Genomic DNA, 14,617 nt, shown 5'->3' with positions numbered 1-14,617 from the left:
CGTCGCGGATCCGTCCGGAGTTCTCAGTCGGCCCAGACGCGCCACGGCGCGGACCCGGAGTCCCAGAGCTGGTTGAGCTCGGTCCAGTCCCGGAAGGTGTCCATGCCCATCCAGAACCCGTCGTGGTCGTGCAGGGTGAGCTCGCCGTCGCGGGCGAGCTGCTGCAGCGGGTGGCGCTCCAGCAGCAGCGCCGGGTCGTCGTCGAGGTACTTGTCGATGAACTCGCGCTCGAAGACGAAGTACCCGCCGCTCACCCAGCCGGTCTGCGGGGGCTTCTCGGCGAACAGCGTGACCGCGTTGCCCTCGGTCTCCAGCTCGCCGTAGCGGCTCGACGGCCGCACGCCGGTGACGGTGCCGAGGCGCCCGGACGCCAGGTGGTCGGACAGCACGGCGGCGACGTCGATCGCGCCGACGCCGTCGCCGTAGGTGAGCATGAACCGCGGGCCGGTCAGGTACTGGGCGACCCGGCGCAGGCGGGCGCCGGTGCCGGTGAGCAGCCCGGTCTCCGCGAAGGTGACCTCCCACTTCTCGTCGCCCACCGCGTTGTGGAACTGCGGCGTGTGGTCGTCGGAGAGCGTGAGGGTGAAGTCCGCCACCTGGGCCCGGTAGGCCAGGAAGTAGTTCTTGATCAGGTCGCTCTTGTAGCCGAGGCAGAGCACGAACTTACGAAAGCCGTAGTGCTCGTAGGTCTTCATGATGTGCCACAGCACCGGCTTGCCGCCGATGTCGACCAGCGGCTTCGGCAGCTTCTCGCTGGCCTCACGCAGCCGGGTACCCATCCCGCCGCAGAGGATGACGACCGGGATGTCGGCAGCGTCGGGGATCTCGGTGGTCCGGGCGCTTTCGGTGCTCAAGGCTTGCGTCTCCCGTGCTCATGCCCCGGTCGGGCTCGGTGGGGCGGGGTTGATGGCATGGTCCTCGCTGGACCGCGGTGCATTCCGGGTGACCCGTAACGGCCCGCCGCCACTCGCCGACCGATGCCGGGGCCGACGGGGACAGCCGCCGGTCTTTCCCGGTGCGCGGGAGGGCACGCTCCCGCGCGTGAGGACGTCGCTCGCTCGCCCGCGCTCATGGCGCGCGCGGGCGCGTGATCCCCCTCTGCCACTTCTCGGTGGATACCGGCGACGGACCGCCTTCATCGGCGCCCCCCGGCACTGCCGTCGCAACGGTACCGCACCGCCCTCTGCCTGCCGGGGGAGTCCCTCCAAGCTGGTGCAGACCCGCACGACCGCGCCGCCCGCCGGACCAGCCCGCCGCTGCGGCGGGGCCGACAGTCGGGCCATGGCGGGGAGTGGCCTTCGCAGCGCGCCTGGCGCCGCGTCGTCGCCCTGACCTGCACGTGATCTCCACACCGGGGGCACCGCCCCCCGCGAGATTCCCGCCACGCCGCCGCCGGGCGCACCGCGCGCTGCCCCCGTGAACGTCGTCGCCCCCGGAGCGCCACCGTGACTCGTCTGCGCTGGTCAGACCGCTCGCCGGCGATCTTCACCGGGCCGCTCGCCGGGCTGCCGGCTGGCCTGTGACCGGCTCGACAGCCGGCGGGCGCGGGCGGGGGAGACGGCACCCCACGGCCCACCTTCGTGGCGAATGAACGGTAAATGGTGCCAGATCTCGGCAGGACCGGCAACTCGTCCGGTCGGTAGGGCGTCCTGACTGGTGGATCCCGCGATGACGCGGGCGTCCGGCCTGCCGGCGATCGCCGGCTGCCGGCTGCTTCCCCCAGAGCGGAAGGGGTTTGGTGTCGATGCGGATGATCGTTGCTGTCCGTGATAGGCCGAGGCCGCCGACATCGCTCTTCGCGCGTTGTTGTTACGGTTCGTCCGTCACTCCTGGATTGGTGAAAGAGCCTCGGCTCGTGGCGTTGCCGGTGCCGACGAGTCTCCTGCCAGGTCGGCCGGGCGGAGAAATCCTCACCGCGGGTGAGAGTTGCGCGCCGGCTACGCCGAGATGTTTCGATGGGGCACAGAGCACGATCTGGGGTGATGCGGGTGCGCGGGCGCTCCTGGTCGGATGAGCCTCCGACCGGCGACTGGGAGCGGGTCGCGCCACCGTCCGGCGAATTCGACGAGGACGGCGGGCAGCGCGGGCACCGGGTCGACCGGTTCCGTGCCGCCGACCCCCGTCGCGCCGGCCCTGACGACTCCTCCGTCGGGGCCCAGCCGCCCGACGGGGACGCCGGCGGCGCTCGGGCGGAGCATCGGCCGGGCGCCGGCCGTTCCGGGCGCCGGCGTCGGACGCCGCCGGTCGTGCTCCTCCCTCCGTCCATGACCGTTCCCGCGAAGGGCGCGAGGACGGCCGGTGACGGTGACCGGTCCGCGGGCGGTGCGGGTCGACCCGCCGAGCCTCGGCTGCCCGGCACCCGCCCACCCGGCTCCCGGTTGCCCGAAGCCCGACCGCCGGACCTCCGCCTGCCCAGCTCCCGCCCGCCCGACCCCGGGTCCGTCGACTCCCACCCGGCCGACCCGTGGGCCGTCGACTCCCGCCCGGCCGACCCGTGGTCCGTCGACTCCCGTCCGAGCGACCCGTCGACCCGCGCGGGGTCGTCCGGTGGCGGGCTGTCGGTGGATCCGCCGGTGGCCCCGGGGATCGGCGCCCCGGCCGACGCGCCGATCGGCGCGCCGAGCGATCCGTCGAGGCGGCGGCCGGCCGGTCCGCCCCTCGACGCGCCGACCGGTCCGCTGTCCGAGCGGACGATCCTGGTGAACGGTCGGCCGGCGGCCGGGCGGGTGGTGAACCCCGCCGTCCCGCCCGACCGGGACGAGGGCACGGCGTTGTTCCAGATCCGCCGGCCCGGTGCGCGCGGCGATGACCCCGGGTGGCCGGGCGACGATCGGGCAGACCTGCCCGCGTCCGCAGCGCCGGATCATGCGCCCCCGGCGCCGCCGGTGCGAATGCCACCGCCCGGCGTGGGCCCGGCGGGCGAGACGGGGGCCCTGCGCTGGTCCGAGCCCGGCCCGCCCCGCGACGGTCGTCGCCGCGACGCCGCGGATCACGACGATCGTCGCCCCGGGAGACGGGACGACTACCGGGGCGCCCAGGGGACACCGCGCACCGGCGCCTGGTCCGCTGCCCGCGACGCCTGGCTGGCCGACGACCCACGCAGTGGCGGGCGGTGGGCGCCGTCCCCGGCGTCCGGTCCCGCCTTCGGTGCCCCGGTCGACGGTCCCGCGGCGGCCCGCGGCCATGACGGGGAGGGCATGCGCCCTCAGCCGGACCAGGCCGAAAGCGGCCCCGGGGGCCAGGCGGTCGAGGGCTGGGCCCCGCGGGGCCCGTCCCGAGCCGGCTCGGATCGGACCGGAGGCGATCGAGGCGGGTCGAACCGGATCGCCTCGAACCGGACCGCGTCGGATCGGGCCGCGTCGGATCGGGCCGGGTCCGATCGGGCCGGGTCGGGCCGAGTGGTGCCCGACCGGGTTGCCTTGGATCAGGTCGGGCTGGGTCGTATCGCGCCGGAACGGATTCGTTCAGGCCGGTCGGGTTCGGTCGGATCGGCGCAGGTCGGATCGGCGCAGGTCGGATCGGGTCGTGGCGCGGCGGAGAAGCGTGGATCGGGGCGGAGCGGTCGGGCCGCCTGGGCCGACGACGAGGTCTGGCCCGACGAGGTCGGCTCGGCGCGTGCGGCCGGGGCCGCCAGGGCCACCAGGGCCGGCGCCCGTCATATCGACCGGTCCGACGACCGCGCGGCGCCGGCCTCCGGGCGGCGCGCCCGGGCAGCGTCGTGGATCACCGCCCACTGGGGCGGGAACGCCAGCCGCCTGCCACACCTGCCCGTCATCGCGGTCTCGGTCGCGGCGGTGCTCACCCTGATCGCGGTGACGGCGCTGCTGCTGGTGCCCTCCGGCAGCGACGGGGGAGCCGACCCCATCGCCACCACCGCCGGGCAGGGCGCGGCGCCGACCGGGCAGCCGGGCACTGCGGCCCGGCCCACCCAGAGTGGGGTGCCTGCGGCCGTCGTCCCGCAGGTCGAGCGGGCCACGACCACCGGCTTGTTCCCGACCGGCGTCGCCGCGCACACCCTGACACAGGCGAATGCCTGGGCGAGGTTCCGCGGCCGGCCCAACGACGTCGTCGTGATGTACACGGACCGGTCGAGCTGGAGCGACGTCACGAACCCGTGGATGGGACGCAGCGCGTCGACCTTCTCCGGGTACGCCGGCACCTGGGTGATCACCCAGCCGCTCTTCCCCGACTCGGGGCCGGAGAAGGGCAACCTCGCCGACTGCGCGGCGGGCAACTACGACGCCAAGTGGCGGCAGTTCGGGCGCTGGCTGGTGAACATGGGCCGGGGCGATTCGTTCGTCCGGCTGGGCTGGGAGTTCAACGGCCTGTGGTTCGCCTGGTCGGCGACGGATCCGCAGCAGTGGATCCAGTGCTTCCGCAACGCCTCGTCGGCGATCAGGGCGACCAGCCCGAAGGTTCGCATCGACTGGAATCTCAACGCCCACGGGTCGACCACGCCGGTCGGCGCGTTCGACCTCTACCCCGGCGACCAGTACGTCGACGTCATCGGCATCGACAGCTACGACCAGTACCCGCCCAGCCCCACCTACGCCGACTTCGACAACCAGTGCAACGGTGACGCGGGGCTCTGCCAGGTCATCACCTTCGCGCGGACCCACCACAAGCTGTTCTCGGTGCCCGAGTGGGGAGTGGTCAGCCAGCAGGGCACGAAGGCCGGGCGGAGCGGCGCCGCCGGGGGGGACAACCCCGCCTACATGGAGAAGATGTACGAGACGTTCTCCCGCAACGCCGACATCCTCGCCTACGAGGCGTACTTCCCCGACGCGGAGGAGGGCAACGTCCGTTCCTCGTTGGTGAATCCCGATCTCAATCCGGCCTCGGCAGCCGTCTACCAGCGGCTCTGGGGCTGAGACCGGGCCATGGCGCCCCGCGTGTCCGTTCGTGGCCGCGCGGGGCGCCGACCGGCGGCGGGGGTCACACTCCGTCGCCGCCGTTGCGCTCCGCGTCGTCGTGTAGCCCGCCGACGAAGGACTCCGCCACGCTCACCTGCTCCCGCAGCGTCGACAGTTTCTCCTCGGCGAGTAGCACCCAGGTGCCAAGCCGCTCCTGCAACGCGGCGCGGGTATCCGGGGCCAGGCCGGGCGTGGCCAGCTCGTCGCGCAGGATCAGCAGGGAGCGCATCTCCTCCAGGGTGAAGCCCAACGGCTTCATCTTCCTGATGAGCAGCAACCGTTCGATCGCGTCCACGTCGTAGAGGCGGAACCCGCCGACGGTCCGCCCCACCGGCATGAGCAGGCCCGCTTCTTCGTAGTAGCGGACTGTTCGCAGGGAGAGCCCGACCCGCTCGGCGACGTCCCCGATCTGGTAGACGTCGCCGCGGGCCGCGTCCGATCTCGAAACGTTGCGGCGCATGCTGGACAACTCGACCCTAACGTCAGCGTAGGTATCGGGCGGCCGGACTGGACGCCAGGCAGTCGACTGTACGTCGATCGGCCGCCGGGCGTGCTCGGCCCTGTCCGCCCGTCCGACGCCCACCCGGCCGCCGGTGACGGACGTCGGCGCAGGTCCGCAGCGGTGCGGGTGGTGGGGCGGCGACGGGTGGGGGTGCGCGGACGGCGGCGGGCGGGCTGCAGGAGTGGGATCATGGCGACGGTGCGTGGTCGGCACGGCGGTGGGGCTGGCAACGGTGTCGTAGGCTGGTCATATCGTCTGTGCCGACGGGGTCGGGCCGGTGTCGGCCGACCGCCCGGGTCGTCCCGGGGGCGGGTCGGACGGCGGGCCGGCCCCTCGGTCGAGCGGGTCCGGGCCGTGGTGGGCCCCGTTGCGCCAGGTCGTCGTGCTCCGCGGCGGTGGTTTTCGTGCCGCGGCGTCTGCTCCACGCCTGTTCCGTCCCGCTCGCTTCCGAGAGGCACACCGGACGCAACCATGACTCTCGCGCCGCTGCTCGACGCACTGATCGCCCGGCCGGGCGGCGATCCCGCCCTGGGGCGCGCGATCGGCGCGGCGGGCGAACCCGCGCTCGACCTCGCCGGTCCCGCCGCCCTGCGGCCCTTCGCCGCCGCCGCCCTCGCCGCCGCCCACGGAGCCGGGCGTCCCGTCCTCGCCGTGGTGGCCACGGGCCGCGAGGCCGAGGACCTGACCGCCGCGCTGGCCGGTCTGCTCGGTCCCGAGGTGGTGGCCGTCTTCCCGAGCTGGGAGACGCTGCCGCACGAGCGGCTCTCGCCCCGCGCGGACACGGTGGGTCAACGCCTGGCCGTGCTGCGCCGGCTGGCCCACCCGGCGAGCACCGGCCTGCCGCCGCTGCGCATCGTCGTCGCGCCGGTCCGCTCCGTGCTCCAGCCCCAGGTCGCCGGGCTCGGCGAGCTCGCCCCGGTCAGCCTCGCGGCGGGCGACACCGCCGACCTCGACGAGGTGGTCGCCCGGCTGGTGGGCATGGCCTACCACCGGGTGGACCTGGTGGAGCGGCGCGGCGAGATCGCCGTGCGCGGCGGGATCCTCGACGTCTTCCCGCCGACCGAGGAGCACCCGCTGCGGGTCGAGTTCTTCGGCGACGAGGTGGAGGACATCCGCCGGTTCGCCGTCGCCGACCAGCGGGCGCTGCCCGAGGGCGACTCCGGGCCGCCCGGCCCCGGCGGGCGCGGCCTGTTCGCGCCTCCGTGCCGCGAGCTGCTGCTCACCGAGGACGTGCGCGGCCGGGCCGCCGAGCTGGCCACCCGCTACCCCCAGCTCGTGGACATGCTCGACACGATCGCGAGCGGCATTCCCGTCGAGGGGATGGAGGCGCTGGCCCCGGTCCTCGTCGACGGGATGTCGCTGCTGCTCGACGACCTGCCCGCCGGCACCCACGTCCTGGTCTGCGACCCGGAGCGGGTCCGCTCACGGGCGAGCGAGCTGGTGCGCACGAGCCAGGAGTTCCTGGAGGCGTCCTGGAGCGTCGCGGCGCTCGGCGGCGGCGCGCCGATCGACCTCGGCGCCGCGGCCTACCGCTCCATCGCGGAGGTCCGCGAGCGCGCCGGCGCGCTGGGACTGCCCTGGTGGTCGGTCAGCCCCTTCACCTCCACCCTCACCGGCGCCGAGGCCGGGGGCCTCGACCAGGTCGGCCAGGCCGACGCAGCGGCGGGCGTGGCCGGCGGTCTCGTCGCAGAGGGTGACGACACGGTGGTCGCGAGCCTGCGGCCGGCGCCGCTTTATCACGGCGACACCGCCGCCGTGATCGCCGACGTCAAGGGCTGGCTGGCCGAGTCGTGGCGGGTGCTGCTCGTGACCGAGGGACACGGCCCGGCCCAGCGCCTGGTGGAGATGCTGCGCGAGGCCGACCTGGGCGCCCGCTACGCCGAGGACGCCGAGCTCGCCGCCGGGGTCGCCGTGGTGACCCGCGGGCAGCTCGTCACCGGCTTCACCAGCGACATGCTGCGCCTCGCGGTCCTCACCGAGAGCGACATCGCCGGCGCCCGCGGGGTCACCACCAAGGACATGCGGCGGATGCCCAGCCGGCGGCGCAAGGGCATCGACCCGCTCGCCCTGGTTCCCGGCGACATGGTCGTCCACGACGCGCACGGCGTCGGCCGCTACGTCGAGATGGTGACCCGCACCGTCGCCGGCGCGAAGCGCGAGTACCTGCTGCTGGAGTACGCCCGGGGCGATCGGCTCTACGTCCCCACCGACCAGCTCGAACAGATCACCCGCTACGTCGGCGGCGACGCGCCGAGCCTGGACCGCATCGGCGGCGCCGACTGGGCCAAGCGCAAGAGCCGCGCCCGCAAGGCGGTCAAGGAGATCGCCGGGGAGCTGATCCGGCTCTACAGCGCTCGGATGGCCGCCCCCGGGCACGCCTTCGCCCCGGACAACCCGTGGCAGCGCGAGCTGGAGGACGCCTTCCCCTTCCGCGAGACGCCCGACCAGCTGGCCGCGATCGACGAGGTCAAGGCCGACATGGAGAAGCCGGTCCCGATGGACCGGGTGATCTGTGGCGACGTCGGCTACGGCAAGACGGAGATCGCGGTGCGGGCGGCGTTCAAGGCCGTCCAGGACGGCAAGCAGGTCGCCGTGCTGGTCCCGACGACGTTGCTGGTCCAGCAGCACTTCCAGACGTTCTCCGAGCGGTACGCGGCGTTCCCCGTCATCGTGAAGGCGATGAGCCGGTTCAACTCGGCCGGCGAGCAGAAGGCCGTCGCCGACGGCCTCGCCGACGGGACCGTCGACGTCGTCATCGGCACCCACCGGCTGCTGTCGGGGGAGAACCGGTTCAAGGACCTGGGGCTCGTGATCGTCGACGAGGAGCAGCGTTTCGGCGTCGAGCACAAGGAGCAGCTCAAGAAGATGCGCACGGCGGTGGACGTGCTCACGATGAGCGCCACCCCGATCCCGCGCACCCTGGAGATGTCGATCACCGGCATCCGGGAGCTGTCGACCATCGACACCCCGCCGGAGGAACGCCACCCGGTGCTGACCTCCGTGGCCCCCTACGACACCCGGCAGGTCGCCGCCGCGATCCGCCGCGAGCTGCTGCGGGAGGGCCAGGTCTTCTTCATCCACAACCGGGTGGAGTCCATCGACCGGGCCGCCGCCCGGCTGCGCGAGCTGGTCCCCGAGGCGCGGATCGCCACCGCGCACGGCCAGATGAACGAGGACGCCCTCGAACAGGTGATGGTCTCCTTCTGGGAGAAGAAGTTCGACGTCCTGGTCTGCACGACGATCGTCGAGTCGGGGCTGGACATCTCCAACGCCAACACCCTCGTCGTCGAACGGGCCGACGTGTTCGGCCTGTCCCAGCTCCACCAGCTGCGCGGCCGGGTCGGCCGGGGCCGCGACCGCGCGTACGCGTACTTCCTGTACCCGCCGGACAAGCCGCTGACCGAGACCGCCCACGACCGCCTGGCCACCATCGCCCAGCACAACGACCTCGGTGCCGGCATGGCCGTGGCCATGAAGGACCTGGAGATCCGCGGCGCCGGCAACCTGCTCGGCGGCGAGCAGTCCGGGCACATCGCCTCGGTCGGCTTCGACATGTACGTGCGGATGGTCGGCGAGGCGGTCGCCGAGTACCGCAAGGACAAGGTCGAGGAGCCACCCGAGGTCAAGGTCGAGCTCCCCGTCGACGCGAGCCTGCCGCACGACTACGTGCCCAGCGAGCGGCTGCGCCTGGACGCCTACCGCCGCCTCGCCGGCGCCGGCACCGACGCCGACATCGACGAGGTGCGCGGCGAGCTCGTGGACCGGTTCGGCCCGGTACCGGAGCCGGTGGAGAACCTGCTCGCCGTCGCCGGCCTGCGGGTGCTCGCGCGCAGTTTCGGCGTCACCGAGATCACCGCCGCCGGCCGGCAGATCCGCTTCGCGCCGCTGGAGCTGCGGGAGAGCCAGACCCTGCGGCTGACCCGCCTGTACAAGGGCGCGGTGGTGAAGCCCGCGGTGCGGATCGTGCTGGTGCCGGCGCCGACGGAGACCGGCCGCATCGGCTCGCGGCCGCTGCGCGATCGGGCGCTGCTCGCGTGGGCCGGTCAGCTCCTGACCGCCGTCGCCGGCGATTCGGTCGCCGCGGCGGCCGCTGGCTGAGCAGGGGCTGGGGCTGAGGGGGGCCGGGGCCGAGTGGCGGGTGGGGCGGGTCTCGCCCGGCGCAGGGGCGGGGAATTCGGCGGTGTCGGGCGGGTGGGGTGTGCTTCGCCACACGCAAGCGGATAGCGTCTGGAGCCGTGAAGCTCTCCCGTCTGCTCGCCGGTGTCGGGCTTGCCGTGCTCGTCGGGACCGCGGGGACGGCCTGCACGACGCCCGCCGGGGACGCCGCCCGGGTCGGCTCGCAGTCCATCGAGACCGCCCAGGTGCGCGGCATCGTCGAACGCGGGCTCGCCGCCGCGCGGACCGTCCCCGTCCAGCAGCAGCCCGGGCAGACCGCACCCCCTGCCCTCGACCCGGCCAAGCTGGCCGTGCGGGCGCTGAGCACGCTGGTGCAGCTCGACGTGCTCTCCGACGAGGCCCGCCGGCGCAACATCACGGTGCGCCCGCAGGACCTCGCCTCCTACTACCGGGCGTACGCGATCCTGCAGTACGGCAGCGTGCAGGCGTTCGAGCGTCAGGCGGCCTCCGTGGGCTTCGCGCAACGCGACGTGTCGATGATCGTGCGAGCCGGGGCGCTGCAGTCCGCGCTCAGCGACCGGATCAGCCCGCACCTGCTGGCCACGGACGCCGAGACCCGGGAGCGGTACGACAGCGTCGTCGCCCAGTTCGGCCGGATCCCGCTCACCTACGCGCAGGCGAAGCCGTACCTGGCCCGCATCGTCGTCACCAAGGAGCGGTCGGCGCAGCTTCGCCAGGCCCTCGCGCAGACCGAGCGGACACACCCGATCTCGATCAACCCGCGGTTTGGTGCCTGGAACTCCGGCCAGTTCGCGGTCGTCGACGTGAGCGGTTCGATCGCCAGCCGGCCCGAGCCCCCGGACTACGGACTCGGCCAGCCGGCCCTGAGCACCCAGTCCTGACCCGCCCGCGGACCGGGTAGCCGCCCGGTCCCGACCAGCCGAAGCGAGTGGACGCCGTCATGAAGCTGCGGATCACGGTTGTCCTCACCAGCCCACGGGTCGCCCCGGGCATTCTCACCGCGGCGGCGTGGGACCTCCTGCGCCGGGTGCCCGTGCTGACCGCCGCCCCTGCCCACCCACAGCTCGCCGCACTGCGGGCCGCCGGCGCCACGGTCGTCGTCCTCGACCCCCCGCCGGCCGGCGTCGGGGATCTGGCCGGCCTGCCGGGGCTGCTGCGCGCCAGCCTGACCGATCCGGGCGTGACCGAGATCGCCTGGCTGCCGGATCCGGCGGCGCCGACCCCGCTCGACCGGCTGCTCCACCGTCTGGCCGAGTCGGAGACCGGGTCCGAGTCCGAGTCGGAGACCGAGGTGGGCACGCTCGCGGCCACGGCGGAGTTGCCCGGGTCGATCCTGCTCGACGCCGTGGCCGTGATGGACCGGCTGCGCTCGCCGGGCGGCTGCCCGTGGGACGCCGAGCAGACCCACGAGTCCCTCGCCCCCTACCTGATCGAGGAGACCTACGAGGCCTACCAGGCGATCGAGGATGGCGATCTGGCCGAGCTGCGCGAGGAGCTTGGCGACGTGCTCATGCAGGTGCTCTTCCACGCCCGGGTCGCCGCCGAGCGCGCGGGCGATGGCTGGGACGTCGACGACGTGGCGGCGGGGCTGGTCGCGAAGCTGATCCGGCGGCACCCGCACGTGTTCGCCGATGTGGTCGTCGACGGGTCGGCGAACGTCGCCGTCAACTGGGAGGCGATCAAGGCGGAGGAGAAGGGCCGCGCCTCGGTGACCGAGGGAGTGGCGCTGTCCCAGCCGGCGCTGACGCTCGCCGCCAAGCTGCTCAAGCGGGCCGGCGGGATCGGCGTGCCGGCGGACCTCGCGCTCGCCGGAGTCACCGACGAGGCGGCCGGCGAGGTGACGGCATCCGCCGGCCTGACGGCGTCCGCTGGGTCGAGGGCGTCCGCTGGGTTGACGGCGCCCGCTGGGTCGACGGGGTCCGCCGGGTTGACGGGGTCCGGCGGGTCGACGGGGTCCGCCGGGTTGACGGGGTCCGGCGGGGTAGCCGAGGCCGGCGAGCGGGTCGCGGCGATCGCGGCCGACGCCGTCGCGGCGCTCGGGCGGCCGGACGTGGCCGCCGACGATGTTCTCGGCGATCTGCTCGTCGCCGTCGTCGCCCTTGCGCGGGCGGCCCGGGTCGACCCGGAGCGGGCCCTGCGCACGTCGGCGCGCCGTTTCCGGGACCGGTTGGCCGCCGCCGAACGTGCGGCCCGGGTGGACGGCGCCGCCCCGGGGGTGCTGCCCGGCGCGCGTTGGCGGGAACTCTGGGTCGCCTCGGCCGGCTCGGGTGACCGCCTTACGCCGGATCGGTGACGACGGGACGACCGTGAGGTTGACACGACCGAGGAACGGGGACGGTCGGTGGTACTAGCCTCTGACCATGGCTGCCACCCCACGTAAGGCGCTGGCCGACGTCCGCCAGATCGCGGCGCGGCGGACGGCTCCGATCGTCCTGGAACTCGATCTGACGGTCGATCCGCTCGAAGGCGTCCCCAGCGACCCGGTCACCCTCGCCCTCGCTCACCGGCGCACCACGTTGCGCGATCTGGTGGAGGCCCTGCGCTACGCCACCGAGGACCCGCGGGTGTCGGTGGTGGTTGCGCACATCGGCGCCGCCGGGACGCCGCTGGCCCGCATCCAGGAGATCCGCGCGGCGATCGGCGACTTCCGGGCCGCCGGCGGCACCGCCATCGCCTACGCCGACACCTTCGGCGAGTTCGGCGGCGGCACCGGCCCGTACTACCTCGCCTGCGCGTTCGACGAGATCTGGCTGGCCCCGTCCGGGGACTGCGGGCTGACCGGCCTGGGGATGGAGACGCCGTTCCTGCGCGGTGCGCTGGACCGGCTCGGCGTCGCGGTCGAGATCGGCCAGCGCTACGAGTACAAGAACGCGGTCAACACGCTCGTCGAGCGGGACTTCACGCCGGCGCACCTGGAGGCGGTGAGCCGGATCATCGAGTCCAGCTCGGAGCAGGTGGTGGCGGGCATCGCGCAGGGGCGCCGCATGCCGGCAGACCGCGTCCGCCGGCTGATCGACCTCGGCCCGCTGGCCGGCAGCGTCGCCCTCGACGTGGGGCTCGTCGACCGCCTCGGCTACCGCGACGAGGTGTACGCGGCCGCGCGGGCCCGGGTCCGGCGCTCGTCGGTGGGCGAGGGGTCCTCGGACACCGGCGGATCCCCGGCGGGAAACGGATCCCCGGCGGGAAGCGGGTCCTCGGTGGTTGGCGGGTCCCCGGTTGTCGGCGGGTCCTCGGTCGCCGGCCCGGCTGATGCCGACCTCGCCCCCACGGCCGACACCGACCTCACCGCCGCCGCCGGCCCGTCCGGCGGCGCGGCTGCCACCAAGGCCGGGGACGCCGGCGCCGAGCCGGTGCTGATGTACGCCACCGCCTACCGCCGCCTCGCCGAGCGGCGGGAGAAGTCCCCGGTGCGCCGGGTCGCGACCCTCACCGCGCGTGGTCCGGGTGCCTTCTTCCTGCGCGAGACCTCGCCCGCGCCGCAGCAGCGGTCCGCCGACGGCGTCACCGGCTCGACGAGTGGCCGGGCCGGGGCGCCCGACGACGGCGCCACGGCGGACGCCCAGGGCGTCCCGCTGGCGCCGTCGGTCACCGCGCCGCATCGCGACCCCCGCCGGTCGGTCGTGGCGCTCATCCACGGCACCGGGCAGGTCATCCTCGGGCCGGGCAACCCGGGGCCGTTCGGTAGCCCGGTGCTCGCCGCGGAGGCCGCCGCGGCGGCGTTCCGGGCCGCCGCGCGCGACGAGGACGTGGCGGCGGCGGTGTTCCGGGTGAACAGCCCCGGGGGTTCCTACGTCGCCTCGGACCTGGTGCGCCGGGAGGCCGAGCGGTTCCGGGCCAGCGGCCGTCCGCTCGTCGTGTCGATGGGCGACGTCGCCGCGTCGGGCGGCTACTTCGTCTCCCTGGCCGCGGACCTCATCGTGGCGAATCCGGGCACGCTGACCGGGTCCATCGGGGTGTTCGCCGGCAAGCAGGTGGTCCGGGAGCTGCTCGACAAGGTCGGGGTGGGTTTCGGGGCGGTCGCCGAGGGCGAGCACGCGCTGATGATGTCGCCGCGGCGTCCGTTCACCGTGGGTGAGCGGGAGAAGTTGGAGGAGTTCCTCGACCGCGTCTACGCGGACTTCGTCGACAAGGTGGCCGCGGCCCGGCGGCTGACCCGGGATCAGGTGCACGAGCTGGCCCGGGGCCGAGTATGGACGGGCGCCGACGCCCACGCCTACGGCCTGGTCGACGAGCTCGGCGGGTTGACGGACGCGCTCAGGCTGGCCTGGACTCGGGCCGGACTGCCCGAGGGGGAGACGCCGCGCGTGCGCCTGGCACCCCGGCCGTCGGTGCTGGAGCGGGTCCGGACGCCGAAGTCCAGCGAGGACCGCGGTGCCGCGGCGACGGCCCGGCCGGGGCTGCTGGGCGCGCTGCTCGGCGGTTCCGGAGCGTTCGGTGGTGCCGGTGGGCTCCTCGGCGCCGCCCTGTCCGGCGGTTCCGGGGCGTTGGCTGCCGGTGGGCTCCTCGGCGTCGCCGGGCTCGGGGGCTCCGGTGCGTTCGGTGGGGCTGGCGCGTCTGGTGGTGCTGGCGGCTTGGGTGGGTTCGCCGCCGGCTGGGGACCCTGGGCTCCGCTGGCCGCGCGGCTCGGCCTGCCCGTCGGCGGCCCGCTGATGATGCCGCCGATCGGGCGTATCGGTTAGACGACTCGGTCCGGTAGCCGGTGGCCGGTGGCCGGTGGCCCTGCGGTCTGATCGGGCGACGCGTCCGGGGTGGTCGTCGTCGCCCGCGGGTTCGGCGCCGCGCCAGGCCACCTCATTCGTGCCTCTCGGTGACCTCCTGTGCACAGAATCATGCCGAGGGGTAGGCACGGTTTTCGGCCGCAAAACCGTGCCGAAGCCTCGGCACGATCTGGCCCCAATCTGGCCGGAATCGGGTGTGCCTGTTGGCCCGCTGCCCGCGGGGACGCGTGGTGGGCGCGTGGCGCGTGGCGCGTGGCCGGTGGGTGGCGCGTGGCGCGTGGCCGGTGGGTGGCGCGTGGCGCGTGGCCGGTGGGTGGCGCGTGGCGCGTGGCGCGTGGCCGGTGGGT

Annotated in this window: 7 protein-coding genes; 5 read left to right on the top strand and 2 right to left on the bottom strand. The window is 74.5% G+C overall.

Annotated elements, in window-relative coordinates; all coding sequences use genetic code 11:
- Positions 1-23: 23 nt before the first annotated feature.
- Positions 24-854, bottom strand: coding sequence for a sugar phosphate nucleotidyltransferase (locus tag FRAAL_RS27230; RefSeq protein ID WP_011607290.1), 831 nt, complete (start codon positions 852-854; stop codon positions 24-26).
- A gap of 1,128 nt (positions 855-1,982) precedes the next feature.
- Between FRAAL_RS27230 and FRAAL_RS35355 the strand changes: the two genes are divergently transcribed.
- Complete coding sequence (locus FRAAL_RS35355; protein ID WP_231861372.1) at positions 1,983-4,871, top strand: glycosyl hydrolase; 2,889 nt, start codon at positions 1,983-1,985, stop codon at positions 4,869-4,871.
- Between the two features lie 64 nt (positions 4,872-4,935).
- On the opposite strand, the gene FRAAL_RS27220 is transcribed toward FRAAL_RS35355, so the two are convergent.
- On the bottom strand, positions 4,936-5,373 hold the full coding sequence (locus FRAAL_RS27220) for a MerR family transcriptional regulator (RefSeq protein WP_041941066.1): 438 nt from the start codon (positions 5,371-5,373) through the stop codon (positions 4,936-4,938).
- Positions 5,374-5,886: 513 nt separating this feature from the next.
- Here FRAAL_RS27220 and mfd point away from each other — a divergent pair.
- The 4 genes from mfd to sppA all read left to right on the top strand — a co-directional run bounded on the left by mfd (position 5,887) and on the right by sppA (position 14,231).
- Complete coding sequence (gene mfd / locus FRAAL_RS27215) at positions 5,887-9,513, top strand: transcription-repair coupling factor (protein WP_041939853.1); 3,627 nt, start codon at positions 5,887-5,889, stop codon at positions 9,511-9,513.
- Positions 9,514-9,650: 137 nt separating this feature from the next.
- On the top strand, positions 9,651-10,433 hold the full coding sequence (locus FRAAL_RS27210) for a SurA N-terminal domain-containing protein (RefSeq protein ID WP_041939852.1): 783 nt from the start codon (positions 9,651-9,653) through the stop codon (positions 10,431-10,433).
- A 59-nt stretch (positions 10,434-10,492) separates the two neighbouring features.
- On the top strand, positions 10,493-11,845 hold the full coding sequence (locus FRAAL_RS27205) for a nucleoside triphosphate pyrophosphohydrolase (RefSeq protein WP_041941065.1): 1,353 nt from the start codon (positions 10,493-10,495) through the stop codon (positions 11,843-11,845).
- A gap of 67 nt (positions 11,846-11,912) precedes the next feature.
- Positions 11,913-14,231 (top strand): signal peptide peptidase SppA, encoded by a 2,319-nt coding sequence (gene sppA, locus FRAAL_RS27200; RefSeq protein ID WP_011607284.1) that lies wholly within the window; start codon positions 11,913-11,915, stop codon positions 14,229-14,231.
- Positions 14,232-14,617 lie beyond the last annotated feature (386 nt).

The sequence above is a fragment of the Frankia alni ACN14a genome (genome assembly GCF_000058485.1).
Taxonomy (GTDB): domain Bacteria; phylum Actinomycetota; class Actinomycetes; order Frankiales; family Frankiaceae; genus Frankia; species Frankia alni.
The sequence above is the reverse complement of the archived record's forward strand: the minus strand, read 5'-3'. Positions and strand labels throughout refer to the sequence as shown.